The 17,537-nt window shown below is 46.5% G+C and carries 21 protein-coding genes and 1 other annotated feature; of the genes, 1 reads left to right on the forward strand and 20 read right to left on the reverse strand.

Annotated elements, in window-relative coordinates; translation table 11 throughout:
* Positions 1-16: 16 nt before the first annotated feature.
* The 18 genes from pstB (G6R30_RS04215) to miaA form a co-directional block, all read right to left on the reverse strand.
* Positions 17-784, reverse strand: a complete 768-nt coding sequence (gene pstB / locus G6R30_RS04215; protein WP_213821795.1) for a phosphate ABC transporter ATP-binding protein PstB — start codon at positions 782-784, stop codon at positions 17-19.
* On the reverse strand, positions 781-1,623 hold the full coding sequence (gene pstB, locus G6R30_RS04220) for a phosphate ABC transporter ATP-binding protein PstB (RefSeq protein ID WP_213821797.1): 843 nt from the start codon (positions 1,621-1,623) through the stop codon (positions 781-783). The genes pstB (G6R30_RS04215) and pstB (G6R30_RS04220) overlap by 4 nt, the downstream gene beginning before the upstream one ends.
* A 7-nt stretch (positions 1,624-1,630) precedes the next feature.
* Complete coding sequence (gene pstA, locus G6R30_RS04225; RefSeq protein ID WP_213821799.1) at positions 1,631-2,515, reverse strand: phosphate ABC transporter permease PstA; 885 nt, start codon at positions 2,513-2,515, stop codon at positions 1,631-1,633.
* Entirely contained in the window at positions 2,515-3,438 is a 924-nt protein-coding gene (gene pstC, locus G6R30_RS04230) for a phosphate ABC transporter permease subunit PstC (protein WP_213821801.1), read from the reverse strand. The genes pstA and pstC overlap by 1 nt, the downstream gene beginning before the upstream one ends.
* Before the next feature lie 16 nt (positions 3,439-3,454).
* Complete coding sequence (locus tag G6R30_RS04235) at positions 3,455-4,336, reverse strand: phosphate ABC transporter substrate-binding protein PstS family protein (protein WP_213821803.1); 882 nt, start codon at positions 4,334-4,336, stop codon at positions 3,455-3,457.
* A 171-nt stretch (positions 4,337-4,507) separates the two neighbouring features.
* Positions 4,508-5,617 (reverse strand): recombinase RecA, encoded by a 1,110-nt coding sequence (gene recA / locus G6R30_RS04240; protein ID WP_213821805.1) that lies wholly within the window; start codon positions 5,615-5,617, stop codon positions 4,508-4,510.
* A gap of 117 nt (positions 5,618-5,734) precedes the next feature.
* On the reverse strand, positions 5,735-6,310 hold the full coding sequence (gene pgsA / locus G6R30_RS04245; RefSeq protein WP_213821808.1) for a CDP-diacylglycerol--glycerol-3-phosphate 3-phosphatidyltransferase: 576 nt from the start codon (positions 6,308-6,310) through the stop codon (positions 5,735-5,737).
* 10 nt (positions 6,311-6,320) lie between these two features.
* Positions 6,321-7,172, reverse strand: coding sequence for a helix-turn-helix domain-containing protein (locus G6R30_RS04250; protein ID WP_213821810.1), 852 nt, complete (start codon positions 7,170-7,172; stop codon positions 6,321-6,323).
* Positions 7,172-8,434 (reverse strand): EF-P 5-aminopentanol modification-associated protein YfmH, encoded by a 1,263-nt coding sequence (yfmH, locus tag G6R30_RS04255; RefSeq protein ID WP_213821812.1) that lies wholly within the window; start codon positions 8,432-8,434, stop codon positions 7,172-7,174. The genes G6R30_RS04250 and yfmH overlap by 1 nt, the downstream gene beginning before the upstream one ends.
* Positions 8,415-9,698: a M16 family metallopeptidase gene (locus tag G6R30_RS04260; RefSeq protein WP_213821813.1), complete on the reverse strand. Its 1,284-nt coding sequence runs from the start codon at positions 9,696-9,698 to the stop codon at positions 8,415-8,417. The genes yfmH and G6R30_RS04260 overlap by 20 nt, the downstream gene beginning before the upstream one ends.
* Positions 9,699-9,776: 78 nt before the next feature.
* Positions 9,777-10,634: an amino acid ABC transporter substrate-binding protein gene (locus G6R30_RS04265; RefSeq protein ID WP_213821814.1), complete on the reverse strand. Its 858-nt coding sequence runs from the start codon at positions 10,632-10,634 to the stop codon at positions 9,777-9,779.
* Positions 10,631-11,269 (reverse strand): amino acid ABC transporter ATP-binding protein, encoded by a 639-nt coding sequence (locus G6R30_RS04270; RefSeq protein WP_213821815.1) that lies wholly within the window; start codon positions 11,267-11,269, stop codon positions 10,631-10,633. Before G6R30_RS04270 ends, G6R30_RS04265 begins: the two co-directional genes overlap by 4 nt.
* A 2-nt stretch (positions 11,270-11,271) precedes the next feature.
* Positions 11,272-11,913: an amino acid ABC transporter permease gene (locus tag G6R30_RS04275; RefSeq protein ID WP_213821816.1), complete on the reverse strand. Its 642-nt coding sequence runs from the start codon at positions 11,911-11,913 to the stop codon at positions 11,272-11,274.
* A gap of 49 nt (positions 11,914-11,962) precedes the next feature.
* Positions 11,963-12,193 (reverse strand) — a binding site (T-box leader).
* 39 nt (positions 12,194-12,232) lie between these two features.
* Positions 12,233-12,757, reverse strand: a complete 525-nt coding sequence (gene mreD, locus G6R30_RS04280; RefSeq protein WP_213821817.1) for a rod shape-determining protein MreD — start codon at positions 12,755-12,757, stop codon at positions 12,233-12,235.
* Positions 12,758-13,612: a rod shape-determining protein MreC gene (mreC, locus tag G6R30_RS04285; RefSeq protein ID WP_213821818.1), complete on the reverse strand. Its 855-nt coding sequence runs from the start codon at positions 13,610-13,612 to the stop codon at positions 12,758-12,760.
* A 67-nt stretch (positions 13,613-13,679) separates the two neighbouring features.
* Positions 13,680-14,687, reverse strand: a complete 1,008-nt coding sequence (locus tag G6R30_RS04290; protein ID WP_213821820.1) for a rod shape-determining protein — start codon at positions 14,685-14,687, stop codon at positions 13,680-13,682.
* A gap of 96 nt (positions 14,688-14,783) precedes the next feature.
* Positions 14,784-14,957, reverse strand: coding sequence for a hypothetical protein (locus tag G6R30_RS04295; RefSeq protein WP_213821822.1), 174 nt, complete (start codon positions 14,955-14,957; stop codon positions 14,784-14,786).
* A 2-nt stretch (positions 14,958-14,959) separates the two neighbouring features.
* Positions 14,960-15,865 carry a tRNA (adenosine(37)-N6)-dimethylallyltransferase MiaA gene (gene miaA, locus G6R30_RS04300; protein ID WP_213821824.1) on the reverse strand — a complete coding sequence of 302 codons (906 nt, stop codon included), beginning with the start codon at positions 15,863-15,865 and terminating at the stop codon, positions 14,960-14,962.
* An 81-nt stretch (positions 15,866-15,946) separates the two neighbouring features.
* On the opposite strand from miaA, the gene G6R30_RS04305 reads away from it, so the two are divergent.
* Positions 15,947-16,132 carry a DUF3042 family protein gene (locus G6R30_RS04305; protein ID WP_213821826.1) on the forward strand — a complete coding sequence of 62 codons (186 nt, stop codon included), beginning with the start codon at positions 15,947-15,949 and terminating at the stop codon, positions 16,130-16,132.
* A 58-nt stretch (positions 16,133-16,190) separates the two neighbouring features.
* On the opposite strand, the gene G6R30_RS04310 is transcribed toward G6R30_RS04305, so the two are convergent.
* Both G6R30_RS04310 and G6R30_RS04315 read right to left on the reverse strand, forming a co-directional pair.
* On the reverse strand, positions 16,191-16,592 hold the full coding sequence (locus tag G6R30_RS04310) for a rhodanese-like domain-containing protein (RefSeq protein WP_213821828.1): 402 nt from the start codon (positions 16,590-16,592) through the stop codon (positions 16,191-16,193).
* 64 nt (positions 16,593-16,656) lie between these two features.
* Entirely contained in the window at positions 16,657-17,358 is a 702-nt protein-coding gene (locus G6R30_RS04315; protein WP_238476789.1) for an adaptor protein MecA, read from the reverse strand.
* Positions 17,359-17,537 lie beyond the last annotated feature (179 nt).

The raw sequence follows: 17,537 nt of genomic DNA on the forward strand, positions 1-17,537 counted from the left end.
GGCTAAACAATTACCATTATCCGAAGCGACCGGAGATGTAGTCAGCGGTTTCTTGCTTTTCAGGATTAATAAAGATCTTTCGCGTATCGCCCACTTCGACCAAATCACCATTCATAAAGAAGGCGGTTCGATCCGAAATACGGGAGGCTTGGGACAAGGAGTGCGTCACAATGATCATGGCATACTGATCACGCAACTCCAATAAAGTATCCTCAATATTGTGCGCTGAAACCGGATCCAGGGCCGAAGTCGGCTCATCGAGCAAGAGCAAATCCGGCTGAGTGGCCAACACACGGGCAATGGACACACGCTGCTGCTGACCACCAGAGAGGCCAAGGGCTGATTTGCCCAGACTATCCTTTACTTCTTCCCAGATTGAAGCAGCCTTCAGCGATTCTTCAACGGCTTTATCGAGCACCGCCTTATCTTTTACACCGGCAAGGCGCAAGCCAAAGGCAACGTTATCGTAAATCGAAAAGGGAAAGGGGTTCGGCTGTTGGAAAACCATCCCAATTTTCTTACGCAGCTCAACAGTATCCGTTGTCGGCGCGTAGATGTCTTGGCCCATGAAGTTAAAGGAACCAGTCACCGTGATGTTATCTTCCAAATCATGCATCCGGTTCAACGCACGTAAATACGTTGATTTTCCAGATCCCGAAGGGCCAATCAGCGCCGTGATTCCCTTCTTTGGAAAGGCCAAATCAATGCCGTGCAGCGCTTCTTTTTGACCGTACCAAAGCTTCACGTTACTCGTATCTAAGATTTTGTCGTTTTCGTTTGTCATCCAAAATTACCTGAAATATAATCATCGGTCAACTTGACCTTTGGGCGAGTGAAAATCTTTCGTGTCAGATCGTACTCAATGACTTTTCCTTGGTGGAAAAAGGCCGTGTAATCAGAAATACGAGCCGCCTGCTGCATGTTGTGCGTCACAATGATAATGGTGTAATACTGCTTCAACTCAAGCAAGGTTTCTTCGAACTTAGCCGAAGAAATTGGGTCGAGTGCTGAGGACGGTTCGTCCAAAAGTAAGATATCAGGCTTAAGCGCCAGGGCACGTGCAATCACGAGACGCTGCGCCTGTCCACCCGAAAGCGCCAGGGCGGACTTGTTCAATTCATCCTTGACCTGATCCCACAAAGCGGCCTGTTTCAAAGTCGTCTCAACAATCTCGTCTAGTTCCGCCTTCGTATACTTCCCCCGACGCGTAAGCGGAAAGGTAATGTTATCGTAGATGGACTTCGCAAAAGGGTTGGGGCGTTGGAAAACCATCCCAATGTGTCGACGCATTTCATAGACATCAATGTCCTTTGAATTAATGTCGAGGCCACGGTACATAATCTTTCCCGTCACATTGGCCACACCGTCGTTCATTCGGTTCAAAGAGCGTAAAAACGTTGACTTTCCAGAACCCGAAGCACCAATCAACGAAGTGATTTTATAACGTTCAAAGGAAAGGTCGCCTTCAGACAAGGCTAACTTATCACCATAAAACACCTGTAAATCTTCCGTTGACAGGGCGATTTCGTGCCGATCGCTATCCATCTGATAGATAAAGCGTTCCGGCCGCGTATCGGAGATGAACTCAGATACTGGCTTCAATTCTTGACTTTTATTCGTCATGTTAACCTCACGAATTCGTTAACTTCTTGTACAAAAGTGTTCCTAAACGTCTTGCAGAAAAATTAAAGAGCAAAACGACGATAATCAAGACCGCGGAAGCACCAGCCGAAACAGCTGACAAATCAGGCATAATTCCTTCGGAATTAATCTTCCAAATGTGAACTGCCAATGTTTCAGCAGGACGGAATGGCGACAATGGTGACGCCATGTTGAAGGGGTTCCAATCAGCAAAGTTAAGCGCTGGTGCAGACTGACCCGCTGTGTAAATCAAAGCCGCCGCTTCACCAAAGACACGTCCGGCCGAGATCACAACACCGGTAACAATCGATGGAACAGAAGCTGGCAAGATAATGTGAATCACCGTTTCAAAACGAGATAAGCCTAGCGCGGCGCCGGCTTCTCGTTGTAGGTTCGGAATTTGACTCAAGGATGTTTCGATCGAACGAGTCAAAATAGGTAAGTTAAAAATGGTTAGGGCAATCGCACCAGAAAGAATTGAGAACCCAAGGTGAAACTTCACCACGAAGATCAAGAAACCAAACAAGCCCACCACAACTGATGGCAGAGATGACATCACTTCAATGGCCGTTCGCACAATGTTAATAAAGAGGCTTGGTTTCGCATATTCATTCAGATAAATGGCCGCGCCAAGCGCAATCGGAAAGGATATTAGCATGGCCAAAATCAGGAGGTAGAAGGAATTAAAAAGCTGAATTCCAATTCCCCCACCCGCTTCAAAGGAACGGGCTGGCGCAGTCAAAAAATGCCAGGAAAGGTGTGGCAATCCTCGAACAAGGATAAAGGCCAGCATGGCAATCAAGACCAAGGCCACGGACGCAGCAATGGTGTAGATGACACCCGTTGCGACTTTATCAGCAGTCTTTGCGTTCATTATTTCATCTCTCCTTTACGTCCAATCATACGGATTAAGACATTGAAGATCAGGGACATCAACAATAGAATCATGGCTAATGACCACAAGACATTGTTTTGCAAGGAGCCCATCACAGTGTTACCAATTCCCATCGTCAAAACAGAAGTCAGGGTAGCAGCTGGTGAAACAAGGGAGTTCGGCATATTGGCTGCGTTTCCAATCACCATTTGAACTGCCAAAGCCTCACCAAAGGCACGGGCCATTCCAAAGACAATGGCTGTTAAGATACCTGGAATAGCAGCACGCAACACCACTTTATAGATCATTTGCCAACGGGTTGCCCCAATGGCCAAAGCGGATTCACGATAATGCCTTGGCACACCCTTCAAGGTGTCCACCGTCATGGAGGTAATCGTTGGTAGAATCATCACGAAAAGCACGATTGTTCCAGACAAAATACCAAGTCCAGTCCCGCCAAAAATCGAGCGAATCACTGGCACGACGACGGTCAAACCAATCACTCCGTAGACAACGGATGGAATTCCAACCAAAAGCTCGATAACGGGTTGCATAATTTTAGCACCCCGCTTTTTAGAAATTTCAGTCATGAAGACGGCAGTTCCAATGGCGAAGGGCGTTGCAATAATGGCGGCCAAAAAGGTCACAGCCATTGAGCCAACAATCAAAGGAAGTGCACCAACACCTGGTAAGCCTGTCTTTTTATCAACAACGCTTGGATTCCAATTCGTCCCGAAGAGAAAGTCGGTAACGGATACCTTGTTTGTTGTAAAGGTGGCAATGCCTCGCGTAATCACAAAGGCAAAGATTAACACCACGATGGCAGAAATCAAGATCAGGGCAGAAATCGAAATGAACTTACCAAATCGATCCTGCTTAGTAGACAAGGAAGTCTTTTTAATTTTTTCAGTAATTAAATCCATTGTTCAGTCTGTCCCTTTATTTACGGGTAATAAGACCGTTACGATCACGATCAATTTGCATCTTATGCACGGAAATATAGCCAAGCTTTTCAACGTACTTCTTCTGGAAAGAAGTTGAGTTCATGTAGGCTAAGAACTTCTTCGTATCACCGGTTGCCTGACCCTTAGTATAAATATGTTCATAGGACCAGATTGGATAAGAACCATTTTCAACGTTTTCATTCGTTGGCGCCACACCGTTCACGTTCAGGGTTGCCACATCATTAGATTGATAGGCAAAGGCCACGTAAGAAATCGCACCTGGCGTGTTTTGAACAATTGATTTCACCATTCCAGAAGAATCTTGTTCCTGTGCTTCCTTTGAGGTTGCACCACCCATTGCCCACTTTTCAAAAGCAGCTCGGGTACCAGATCCTGCCGCACGGTTGACCAAAACAATCTTCTGGTCAGCACCACCAACTTGTTTCCAGTTGGTAACCTTCCCCGTGAAGATGTCTGTCAATTGGCTAAGAGTCAAGTTATTCACCCCAACCTGCTTATTGACAATCGGCATGATACCAACAACGGCGACACGGTGGTCGACCAGATCCTGGCTCTTAATTCCCTTTTTTTCCTCCGCGTACAAATCGGAGTTTCCAAGTGAAACAGCACCTTGTGAGATTTGCGAAAGGCCTGTTCCAGAACCACCACCTTGAACCGTCACCGAAATACCCGGATGAGACTTTTGAAAGTCTTCCCCAGCCGCTTCAACGAGCGGCTGTAAGGCGGTTGATCCAACAGCAGTGATTGGCGCATTGCTTCCATTCTTATCACGTGTTTGATAGGCAAACACTAAGATTCCAGTAATGAAAGCGAGGACAAGAACCGTAATGACGGCCCCACGATGCGATCTTTGCATGAGCGTTTTTCCCCCACTGTGTGCAAAAGATAAACTAACAACAGAAAAAATGTTCCATAACTAAACAGCGTATTTGTATCGCAACAAAAATGTGGTTAGAAAGGAACAAGGCCATTATAACAAAAAAAAGCGTTTCACACGCTTTTTAAAGGGAAATTATTCTGATAACTTTTAGATAATTGGTTCGTCTGTTAAACCATCATCCTCTGCAGGCTTGCCAGCATCCGTTTCACCAGGTCCTGCCTCAGTGGCTGGTTCATCACCAATGCCATAAGCATTTCGAACTTGTCGATACAAATCTTCACGTAATTCGGCATGTTCTGGGTCATCCAGGTATTCCTTGGCCTTTTCACGACCCTGACCAATCCGCTCACCCTGATAGGCATACCAAGAACCCGCCTTATCAATAATGTCTTGGTCAACAGCCAAATCAAGAATCTCACCGGTTTGAGAGATTCCCTTTCCATACATGATGTCAACTTCGGCAACCTTAAATGGCGGCGCAACCTTGTTCTTAACGACCTTAACCTTCGTTAAGTTTCCCATCACATCCGTCCCGTCTTTGATCTGAGTTGATCGACGAACTTCCAGTCGGACCGTTGAGTAGAACTTCAAGGCACGACCACCTGGTGTTGTTTCGGGATTTCCAAACATCACCCCGACCTTTTCACGGATCTGGTTAATAAAGATGGCAATCGTTCCCGTTCGGTTCAACGTACCAGCCAACTTACGAAGTGCTTGCGACATTAACCGTGCTTGAAGGCCGACGTGGGCATCGCCCATCTCACCTTCAATTTCAACACGGGGAACCAAAGCAGCAACCGAATCAACAACAACCATGTCAACGGCACCCGATTGAACAAGCGCATCGGCAATTTCCAGTCCTTGTTCACCAGTATCCGGCTGTGAAAGAAGTAATTCATCCTTCTTAACACCCAGTGCTTCAGCATACTTCACATCCAATGCGTTTTCAGCATCGATATAAGCGGCCGTCCCACCAGCTTTTTGAATTTCAGCCACGGCGTGGAGGGCAATCGTCGTCTTACCAGATGATTCTGGTCCGTACACTTCGACAATCCGTCCCTTGGGATATCCGCCGACACCAAGTGCCACATCCAACTTCACGGATCCAGATGGCGAGGTGGCAACTTGCGTTGTTTGGTTATCACCAAGGGTCATGATTGAACCCTTACCAAAATTCTTTTCAATTTTCTTGAGCGCTTCGTTCAAGGCAGCTTGGCGGCCGTCCTTTTTGTTATCGCTCGTTTTCTTTGCAACCATATGAAAACTCCTTATCGTCTACCAATAGTTTACGGATAACCGTTTTAAAATGCAAGAGTTTTTTCGAACATTTGTTCGCTTTATTTCCCCCTTTAAATGATTAAACGAAAAAAGCGCTCAAAGTCCGTCAGCGAAAACCGAGCGGTTTTGCCAGAAATAGTCAATGCCGGAATAGATCGTAAAGAAGACGGCAATATAAAGTAAGATTTCACCAATTGGAAAGCCGAAGCCCGCAAAAGGCCAATCCTTCAAATAAAGGAAGAAGATCGCAAACATCTGTGAGAAAGTCTTGATCTTTCCAGGCCAAGCAGCCGCCAACACCGTTCCGTTGTTTTCAACAACCAATGTTCGCAAACCAGTTACGGCTAACTCGCGGATGACAATCACCGTCGTCACCCATGCGGGTACTTGCAAGAAGGCCGTTAAATAAATCAAAGCGGTCATGACCAGCAGCTTGTCAGCCAACGGATCAAAGAATTTTCCAAAATTTGTTACCAAATGCTTGCGACGCGCGATTTGCCCGTCCAAAAAGTCCGTTAAGCAGGCAACGGCGAAGACGATCGCTGCCAACACCCAATTTAAGTTGGGGTCGGCCAGAAAGATGCTTTCATCTTGACCAGGCCAAGAAAGCAAAATCATAAAGACCGGAATCAGCAAAATCCGAAAAACCGTTAATTTGTTAGGCAAATTCATGCTTGTCCCCTTACTTGTTAAAGTTCAATAGCACGTTCCAAACCGTTGCGCCAGTTGGCAAGTTTGGTAGATCAACGTGCGTGTTGTTAATCGTCATCGTGACATGGCTAACCTGCCCAGCAGCAATCGTAACCGAAGCCGTGTTGGCCGGCAAATCAACCGTCTCTTCTGAATCCTTTGTCAGCGTCTTGTTGAACAAAACCTTGCCGGTTCCATCCGTGACTTTGACAGTGCTGTCACCGTCTTGCCCCTTCATCACCAACTTGTGGTCCTGCGTCAAGGCGTTTGCCACGTTATAAGTGGTCTTCTTGTTTGCTGTATCGGTTTGTGGATTTTCCAACTTCACCGCATTAGCAGAAGAGGAAGAAGACATCGAGGATGACTGAGGAACAGAAGAGGAAGCAACTTGCACGTTATCGTTTGATGAGTTGCTGCCACTGTTTCCAACACGGGTAACCACGAACCAGGCCACGGCCAAAATGGCCAAAGCGATAATCAATAGCCAAATCTTTGGAATCCAGCCACGGAAACGAGACTTAAACGTTTCGGAATCACTAATCGCGGCGCGAACGACCCCATCGTCATCACGGTGAGCATAGGAAAGATCCGACGAAACGTAAGGATCAAAGTCCACTTCCCCAAACAAGTCATCCGGGTTCAGCCCAACCGCCGATGCGAACTTCTTAGCGAAGGCCCGCGTGTAAAAAGGACTAGGAAGGACGTCTTGGTCATCTTCTTCAATCGCCTTTAAAAACTTCGGCTGGATCTTTGTCATTTCGGCCAGTTGTTCAAAGGAATAGCCCTTTTGTTCCCTGGCGTCTTTTAATTCTTGCCGTACTTCACTCGTTAGATTTTCAACCATTATCTCAACTTCTTTAACGTAAATTGGGCCAGTGGACCCGGTTTCAAGGCTGTTTTCGCATAGTTAAGAACATCAGCATGCTCAAACCTCGTTAATATCTTCATTTTATCAAAGAGTGAGACCCCGTACAAGGCTAAATCATCGTCTAATGCGACTTGTTCTAAACGGTCTTGCTGTAATAAATTCTCAGCAATTAACGCCTTTTGTAAATGGACAAAGTCCTCGGCGGAATCCCTTAAAATTTCTGGCCAATCATTTAATCGTTTTTGAATGATCGCCCCTTGCTTATCCGTTGTCCCCGATGAGAAAAAAAGAACAAAGGCGGCCGATTCCATGACGAGCACCTCGTAGTCAAAGTCATCCCCTAATTGTCCGGATTGATACTGCGTCTGGTACCAGTCCGTTTGCTCACCAAAGGCCAAGTCAAGGGCAATTTCAGCAAGCAAGCGCTGTTTTGGTAAGGACATCTCCTTGTCAATTGGCAGCGGCTTCAAGAGTGCCAACTTTGGTCGCTGAACCGCCACTGCTTTTGCAGCCTGGACCGACTTTGACAGAAGCGGATAGGCGATCGGCTTCTCTTGTTGAACAGCCCTTCGACTCGAAACAGACCCCTGAATTCTGTTCACCCAGTTCATTACCCTGTCAAAATTGAGTGCAGATACGATGGTTAACGTTAGGCTTTCCGGCTGATAAAAGGCCTGATGAACGGCATAAAGCAAAGAGGGAGTGATGGCTTGAAGCGAAGCAGCCGTTCCGGCAACATCCTCTGCCAAAGCCGTTGCCGGATAAGCCGTTTTTAAAATGCCCTGATAAAGAATCGAAAAGGGATCATCTTGGTAACTTGCAATCTCTTCTTCAATGATCCCTCGTTCACGAGCCACCGTTTGGTCAGTAAAGTAAGGTTCTTGAACAAAATGCAGCAAAAGTTCCAGCGCCTCCTCGACTTGTTGATCGCTTGAAAAATAATAACAAGTCTGATCATTGGTCGTAAAGGCGTTGGCATCGGCTCCAAGGTTTGTAAAGTCAATCAAGACATCCCCATCCGGCTTATCAAAGAGCTTATGTTCCAGAAAATGAGCTGTCCCCGCAGGTATTTTCTGCCGCTTACCCGACTCGTCCAGCCAGGTATCCGTCGAAGCGCCCATCTTGACCGAGAGTGTCGCTACGGTTTGTTGATAGCCGGGTTTTTGGATGACATTGACTTGTAAGCCGTCGGTCGTCTTAAAACACCGGAGGGGGCTGTTAGAATGCGTTGTCGTCATGGTGTTCCCCTTGCCCCATTACAGAGCAGTCAATTTTTTGCAATTCTTTTGCCAAAGTCGCTAGCTCTCCCTTGGTCACCGATTGGATGCGTCTTGCCAGGGCATCAGGTGCTGGAATGCCAGGTAGCAACGCTGCCTGCATGGCTTCAAAAGTCTCGGCTTCTGGCTCATCGGCCAATCGCTTTCGAGCGGCTAAAACCGTCCTTTTGGCCTGTTCAATCATCTCATCCTCGACTTTTCCAAGAGCAATTTTTGCCAACTGTTCATCCACCAGGTCAAGAACCGCTCGAGCATTGTTGTTCGCACACTCGGCAAGTACGGTGACAAGTCCCAGATCCCATTGAAAGCGCGATGAAATTTGATAGGCCAACGAGCGTTTTTCGCGGATTTCTGTAAATAGCAGCGAACTTGGCCCGGCACCTAATAGGGCGTTTAACAACAAGCCGGTAGCAAAAAGGTCACGATCTTCTGGTAGTCGATAGTGGGCCAAAACAACCGCCTGTGAAAAATCGGCGTTTTCAATCCATTGGAGTGGCCCTTTAACCAGTGCTGGCCAACTGACTCGCACCGGCTGTTCCGACGCCCTTGTGCCATTTGGCCACTTGTTGACCAAAGCCTTTAATTGCGCCTCTTGCCAATCACCCTGGACGAACAATAACCGTTCGTCCTCTTCAATCATTTCCCGGTAGGCCAGGGCCAATTGGTCGACGGTCATCTTCTTAACTTCCTCTTTGCCACCTAAAATCGACGCTTGTAAGGCTGGCTCTTGAAAAAGCCGTGTTCTGGCCTCATCGACTGCTAGTCCGACTTTGTCATCTCGTCGGTTTAAAATGGCTTGCAGCAAATTGCCCTTCTCCGCAGACAAGGTTTGCTGGTCTTCCTGCAGCCCTTTTAAATCAAGATCAAAAACCATGTCGTTCAAAAAAGAGATTACTTCTTGTTCGAACCGCTCAGCGGCGTTTGCATCGATAGGCAAACGCGATTTTTTTACGTAGGTCAAGGTCACGATTAAGAGATTCAGGTCCCCAACAGCCTGCACGCGTACCGAAAAAGAGGCGCCGTAGAGAGCCATCAGCTTCTTTGCCACTGCCTGTTGCGTTGGGTATCGTTTGGAAGAGACCGCCATCAAATATGACAATAAGGCCCGTTTGCTGGCTGCCCCGACTTTGGCTTTCTGGACAAAGGCAAGGGTCACCGTATTTCGATTAAATTTTTGGCTTTCTAACAGCACGGATTGGCACGCTTCCTTTCCATCGCTTGTCATGTTCTCTTCCTTTCGTTCTGCTAAAAAAGTCGTGTTGGGCTTTCACCCAGACACGACCCTTTGATGACGCTATCAATTTTAACGGAGGTTTTGACTACTTTTACCAAACCAGCGTTCTTCCAAGTTCGCTAAGTAACCGCTCTTGGTTAATTTAGCCAATTGTTCATCGACCGCCTTTTGAAGACCCTTATCACCCTTTCGGAAGGCGACCACGTCATCAGAGATGGCAAATGGTCCAGTCAGAATGTCGTAATCGTTTGGGTTGGCCTGTTGCTTAATGTAGTAACGGGCGTAGTCTTCATCAACCAGCAAACCGTTAATCCGGTTGGCATTCAAGTCCGTAAAGGCTTTGTCAAAAGTATCGTAGCCAACGGCTTTTTGGCCAGCAATATACCGTTTTAAGACATTTGGCTGGTTATTAAGAGCTGTTTCACCAGAAGACCCTGTTTGGACGCCTAAGACCTTTCCAGACATCCCTTCAAAGGAACGCACGCCGGAGGATTTTTTCACGACCAGGGCTAACTGCGCACGGTGGTAGGTCGTTGAAAAGGCGACCTGCTTGGCCCGCTCGGGAGTCTTCGTGTAACCGTTCCAGAGCGCATCAATGTTCCCGGTATTTAGTTCGGTTTCCTTCATCGACCAATCGATTGGCTGCCAGTTCACCTTAATGCCCAGGTTTGAAAAGACCTTTTCGGCCAAATCGACGTCAAAGCCCACAATTTTTCCAGAGCTATTTCGAAAGCCCATGGGTACAAAAGTGTCATCCAGGCCGATGGTAATCGTTTTACGGGACTTGATTTCCGACCACGTGTCATTGCGGGGCTGTACGTTACCGTTACTTGGCTTCAAAATGGCAAAGACGGCCAGCGCTAACAGGCCGAAAAAGACCATGGCCACCAGCGAATTCACCAGTATTTTCTTTTGCTTTGAAATCATCGCTGAACCTCTTGTTCAAAGTCGAACGTCTCATCCGCGACTTTGTCAGCAAATGGCAAGTCGTGGGTAACGACAATCTGTGACACCCCTTCTTTTTTCAAAGTCAGCATGACATCCACCACCTGTTCGGTTGCCTTTTCGTCTAGACCAGAGGTTGGTTCATCATAGGCGATAACCTGTGGATCCATGGCCAGTGCACGGGCAATCCCAACACGTTGCTTTTGTCCACCAGACAGCTGGTAAGGATACAAGGTCGCCTGTTCGGATAGTCCAAGCTTCGCCAATAAATCATTGGTCTTTTCTTCAGCATCCGTTCTGTTCATCTTTTTCACGGTTAGCGGTGCTAACATGATGTTTTCTTGAACCGTGAGATGGGGAAAAAGATTAAAGTCCTGAAAAATCAGGCCAATTTGAGAGGTGAATTGAGGGTCCGAAATGGCAAACTCCTGACCATCCATCACAACGGAACCACTTTGCGCTTCTTCAAGGCCCGTTAACGTCTTAATCAAAGTCGTCTTCCCGATACCGGAAGGGCCAAGAATGGCTAAAATCTCACCATCATTTAAGGTCAGGGACAGATCGTTAAAAATCACTTTGTCCCCGTATTGCTTGGATAAATTATCGATTTTAATCATGATTACCTCCAAACGTTTAAGCGCTTTTCACTACCGCGCAAGATGATGGTGACAACAGCCGTCATCAACAAGTACACTGCACCAACTAGTAAGTATGGGACAAGGGTGACATCACGCGCTGCGGCGATGGAACCGGCCCGCAGAATGTCGCCCAACCCAATCACGTAAATCAAAGACGTATCCTTCACCAAGTTGACCACTTCGTTTCCAAAGGATGGCACGACGATTTTAACGACCTGGGGCAAAATGACTTTGAAAAAAGTCTGCATTTTAGAAAGACCCAAAACCTGTGCCGCATCGAATTGGCCCTGTGGGACCGACTGCAAGCCGCCACGGAAGATTTCAGCCAAGTAGGCGGCGTAGTTGATGATAAAGGCAAAGGCTGCCGCTTCAAAACGCCCGAAGGGAACGCCCACCATCGCCAGGCCATAATAGATGAAGATCAATTGCAGCAACAAGGGCGTACCACGCATAATCCAAATGTAGCCGTTGACTAACCAACGAACAATAAAATAGGGCGACTTCATGGCCAAGGAGGCCAAAATACCAAGCGGAATTGATCCAATAATGGTAATGAAGAAAACACCCAGTGTCATTTGTAAGCCGGATAAAATTCCGGGTAAGAAAGTCATTACGTTTTCCATCCTGTACTCCCCTTTAATTCCATAGAAAAAGCCCTCCAAGCATAAATGCTTAGAGGGCGTCTTAACGCGGTCCCACCTCATGGTTATTCCACCATCACTAGTGGAATCTCAAAACGTTTGCAAGCAAACGTGCGCGCGTAACGGGCACAACCGATGTGAGCTACTGTTATTTCACACACACACTCCTAGGAGTGTTTCACAATGAGCTCCTACTTACTCGCAATTCCCGTAAGCTTCCTGAAAGAAAGGTCATTGTTACTCGCCTAGTCAACGATTTATCTTGATTTAATTATAACGGTCGTTGCAGGACTTTGCAAGCTTAACTCAAGCGCTGGAAGAGCGACCATGAAGGAAAGTAGAAAATGGCGGCCGTCACTAAATTAAAGAGCATCGTTGGCAAGACCAGGTAAACCACAAAGGAAAGCATGGATAGGTTCGCCGATCCAATTAATTGGCCAGCAACAAAAGTCACCAGTAAATAAACGATTTGGCCGATTAACAAGAGCAACAAACCAGACATCATTCGCTCATCAAAGTAAGGGCGAAGACGATCCATCACAATCGTTGCCAGTAAGAAAGCCAGGGTATAGGTTCCTAAGATTCCCGTGTAGAAAATATCAAACAAAACGCCGAAAATCACGACGTAAGTATAGTAAGGAATTTCCTTTTGGATACCAAACTGAACAGCGTAAAAAAGCCAAGTAAAGGTCAGCATTGGGATGGCGTGAATGGGCGCTTGCATGAGAAGACCCAGTGACGATGCCAAATTCCCGTCAACGAGGAAAAGAATCAAGAGAATAAGTGGAAAAATGATTTGAAGACGAATGAATTGCCAACCTGCCATTTAAGACTCCAAACTGCTTTTTGCAACAAGGACCGTCGAAATCTTTGAAAGATCCGATGCGGGTTCGATGTAGATTTTCTTTGATAATCCGTAAGAATCCGACGTGACTTCTGAAATCTTTCCAACGAGTAGGCCAGATGGCACTAAACCACCCAGACCAGAGGTAACCACCGTGTCACCTGGGTTGACGTTGGCAGAATTTGAAACGGAGCTCATGACCAGCATCTGCTTGTCGGCATCATAATCGGTCACGATGCCGTTTGTATCACCGGATCCACCCTTCACTGTAATCGCAATCCGGTTTGTATCTTCAGAAGTATCTGAAATCAGTGTGACCTTCGAGTTAACGGTGTTCACTTCTGTCACCAAACCGATGATTCCTGAATCACCAAGGACGGTCATCCCCTTTTTCAAGCCGGACTTGGCCCCTTTATCAATGACTAATTGCGAGTTCCAAGTCGTCGGTGAACGCGAGATAGTGACGGCTGAAATCGTTTGATAATCCGTCAACGAGTTCTTCAAGTCGAGCTGTTTTTTCAGCGACTTGTTTTCATCTTCAACGGTCTGCAACTTCACTTTATTTTGAGCGTAGCCATCGACTTTGGCTTTTAATGCCTTGTTTTCAGAAAAGGTATTTAACAGGTTAGCCAAGGAGTTTGCACGGGTTCCAACCGCATTGGTTGGAATCGAGATTACCTTAGCCACACCACCCGTCAAATCATTGACGACCCGTTGGAAAAAAGGCGGATTATTCGTTTTTTTCGACCACCAATTCGATCCGGCAATCAAGCCGACAACCACTAAGAAGCCGACCATTAATAGGACAATGGTTCGTGATGAAAAAAGTTTACGCATACTCAACTACTCCCTCTGCGCGGACAAATAAAAGCGTAGCGCAAGCGCTACGCTTTTTTAAAAATAATTAGTTGCGACGCAAGATTTCAAGTGACTTTAATGATTCACCGACACCCTTGACGACAGCATCCATCGGATCTTCTGCAACAATCACGGAAACCTTCGTAACGGATTCAATCATTTCGGGCAAACCGCGCAATTGAGCGCCGCCACCAGTCAAGACCATTCCGTGGTCAATCACGTCCGCAGCAATTTCAGGTTGCGTTGATTCCAAAGTCTCGCGAATGGCGTTCACCACTTCGTTAACTGGATCTTGAATGGCTTGCGCAACGTCAATCGCTTGTACGTCAATTGTTTTTGGCAAACCAGTCAACAGATCACGGCCGCGTGCCGTTGAAGCAGGAATCCCCTTTGCATCTTGCAAAGAAACCGTTCCAACCTCAATCTTCAATCGTTCAGCCGTTGTTTCACCAATGGCCAAGTTGTAGTTGTTACGGACAAAAGAGATAATCGCTTCGTTTAACTTGTCCCCAGCAAAGCGCGTCGAACGGGAAGAAACGATACCACCAAGTGAAATCGTTGCAACGTCCGTCGTTCCACCACCAAAGTCAACGACCATCGAACCAGTTGGTTCCATAACGGGCAAACCAGCACCGATGGCGGCTGCAAAAGGCTCTTCCAAAACGTAAGCATCACGTGCACCCGCAACGCGAGCTGCATCGATCACGGCACGTCGTTCAACGGCCGTAATCTTCGCTGGAACACCAAGTGTGACGAATGGCTTGCCCACACGGCCACCCAAGGCCTTCTTCAAGTAATACGAAATCATGGCCACGGTTGTGTCATAGTCTGCGATCACACCATCACGCATTGGACGGATTGCCGCAATTGATGCTGGCGTTCGGCCGAGCATGGCGCGCGCTTCTTCGCCAACGGCGATGATTTCGTTTGTCTCCGTGTTACGGGCCACAACGGAAGGTTCACGCAAAACGATTCCCTTACCTTCTACATATACGTATGTGTTGCTGGTTCCCAAGTCGATACCGACGTTATGTTGTCCAAAAGATAATGCCACAATCTTGCCTCTCAATTAGGGCCATGCCGCTAGCTGGCCATTTTTAATTTTACTTTACTTGCTAATATTGTAGCACAAATCAGTTTCTTGAACAGGCTATTTTGCCCGAACATAAGTGACTTTTCCAGCCCGGTGAGCAATTCCTCGAACCGTATTCTGATAAGGAAAAGAAGACCATGCCTTTTGAAATGCCGGAAAATTCTCCGGATCCACCGCAATCTCATCAATTGCCCCATCACGTAAATCAATTAACGCTTGCTGATAATCCATTTTTATTCTCCTTCTAAAAAGGCCGAAACCTTCTTACTTGCGATTTTCAAGGCATCATCTGCCGCAATCCATTCCAAACCATCAATCTGATGGCGCCAGTAGGTCAACTGCCTTTTCGCATATCGCCTAGAATCCTGTTTCACATTGTCAACAACCTCCGCCAAGGTTTTGCTGCCTTCAAAATAGGGATAAAATTCTTTATAACCAATCCCCCGGCCCGCTTGCAAAGCCAATCCGCCCGTTTCGTAAAGACCCCTCGCTTCTGCTTCAAGCCCTTTTTCCATCATGAGATCGACTCGTTGGTTAATTCGCTCATACAAGTTAGCCCGTGGCCAATCAATGCCAAGAACACAGGCTTCATAACTCGGGCGAGTCTTTGTCGCCTGCTCCTTTTTTTCACCGTGGCGAGCAATCTGTAGCGCACGTAAAACCCGGGCTTTGTTTTTCAAATCAACGCGTTCGAGCAAAGATTCAGGCGCAACAGCCCGCAATTCCTTTTCAAGATTTTCTAACGAGCGTTTTTCATCTTCCTTTACTTCCGCTTCGTTCGAGGGCGCGTAGTCTAATTGCTGTTGTCCCAAAAGGGCCTTAACATAAAAACCTGTCCCCCCAACAATAATGGGCAGTTTTCCCCTTTGTTGAATGGAGGCAATGGTCTGGTCTGCTGCCACTAAAAAATCACCCACTGAAAAAGTCGCCGTTTCCGGCACCAAATCAATTAAATGCTGTGGTCCTCTTTTCAGTTCTTCTGCATCAGCCTTAGCAGTCCCAATTGAAAGGTTTTGATAAACTTGCATGGAGTCAGCTGAGACAATTTCGCCATTGTATTGATCCGCAAGATCCATGGCAAGTGCTGTCTTACCGGATGCGGTCGGACCAGCAATGACTACGAGCTTATTCTGATTCATCTTGTCTCATTTCCCGGTTAACCCGTTTACAAATAGCCAATAATCAACGATAATAGACAGAAAGTAGAAAAGGAGATTATCATGGCAAAGGGATTTAAATCTGGCGTAATTGCTGGTGTGCTTGGTTCTGCAGTCGCAGCAGCCGCAACCGCATTCGGTTACAAGAAAGCTGTCGTTGCACCTCAACAACAAGCTGATGAAGAGTACGAAGAGGTTTCAAAACAAGCCGTTCGCCGTTCAAAGGCAGCGCACCAATCACGTTTCTAAGAATTCGTGACGAAATAAAAAGAATCGCTGATTAAGCGATTCTTTTTTATTTGTCTCATTATCGCTTTGCACGAGCTACATATTGACGATAACCACCAGCCATCAAAAAGACCTTGGACTTATCAGCCCCTTCTTTTTTCAGGCGCTTGGCAACAGAAGCCGCTGCCTGCAAAGTGTCACCGTAGACAAAGATGGGTAGGTCTTTTCGTAATCCAGACTTACCTTGTCCAAAGGACATAATTGGCATGTTCCGTGCACCCTTTAAATGGCTACGCTTAAAAGGTTCTTTCTCACGAACATCAATCAATTGACCATTCGATTCATGTGCCTGATCAACGAATGATTGAGCTTTTAAAATCGTGGCACGTTGGCGAGCCAACAGGTTCGTCGAAACATGCGAAACCACGTAAAAAACAAGGATAAAGAATAAAATCAGTGAAATAAAACTAAATAACTGCATGAAGTCACTCCATAAAAGATAATATAGCTATTATACCTGACTTTAAAAGCGGGCGCGAATAAAATCACACTTTTGCAAAAATTCGATTCATTGACTGGATTGCCTGTCCAGAAAAGAGCACTTCACCGTGTTCTGCCAAGAATGAATCCGATCGCTTTGAGAAACGGCCATATTCAACTAAAGTGGCAAAGAAGGCATTCAGTTCGCTGGCTGTCTGATCGAGATAACGAGAATCAACCGAAAGATAGTACTTCCCTTCGTAGCGATAAATCGAAGACCGCCCTTCAAATTGCTGAAGAACAGCCGTCAGCGAAAGAAGAGACTCAAAATTATCCAAAACAATCACATCAATGCGTCCAGCGGCCGGATTCTGTTCAGAACGAACATTTGAAGAATCGGACTCTTGTAATGCTTGCTTCTTTTCAAGAGAGAGGTCATCAATGGCTGCCAAACCGTCCGAAACGGTGCCAGGTTGATCACTTTGTTCTTTCGTAATGTTGGACAGGAAAGAGCCCAACGCTTCTTCATCATCTAATCGAGAGATAAATAATTCAAGCCCGTTTTGATTTGGTAGCACTTGAAAAGAAACCTTCTCGTTGTCGACAAAATCGTCATCCGTGTCTAATTCGGAGAGAATGTTATAAAAGAAATTTTCAATTTTATTCCGGTCAGACAATAGATCGCGAACTGACGTTCCGCGATCTTTCAAGTCGTCATTTTCGACCATTACCCGAATGGTGTTATCGTTAATGCGTTCCATTTCCATCTGATCACCTCTGTTTCACCAGAAGACTACTTGAATTTCATCTAGTATTTATTACATTTTAAACAAAATGAACAAAAAAAACAACAGCCGAACGATTATCCGTTCAACTGTTGTTCTATGTACAGGCATCGCGTCGTCCTATCCTCGCAGCCAGCGTTCCGGCAACTACTTTTGGCGCT

It is taken from the genome of Fructobacillus parabroussonetiae (assembly GCF_018437265.1).
Taxonomy (GTDB): Bacteria; Bacillota; Bacilli; order Lactobacillales; family Lactobacillaceae; genus Fructobacillus; species Fructobacillus parabroussonetiae.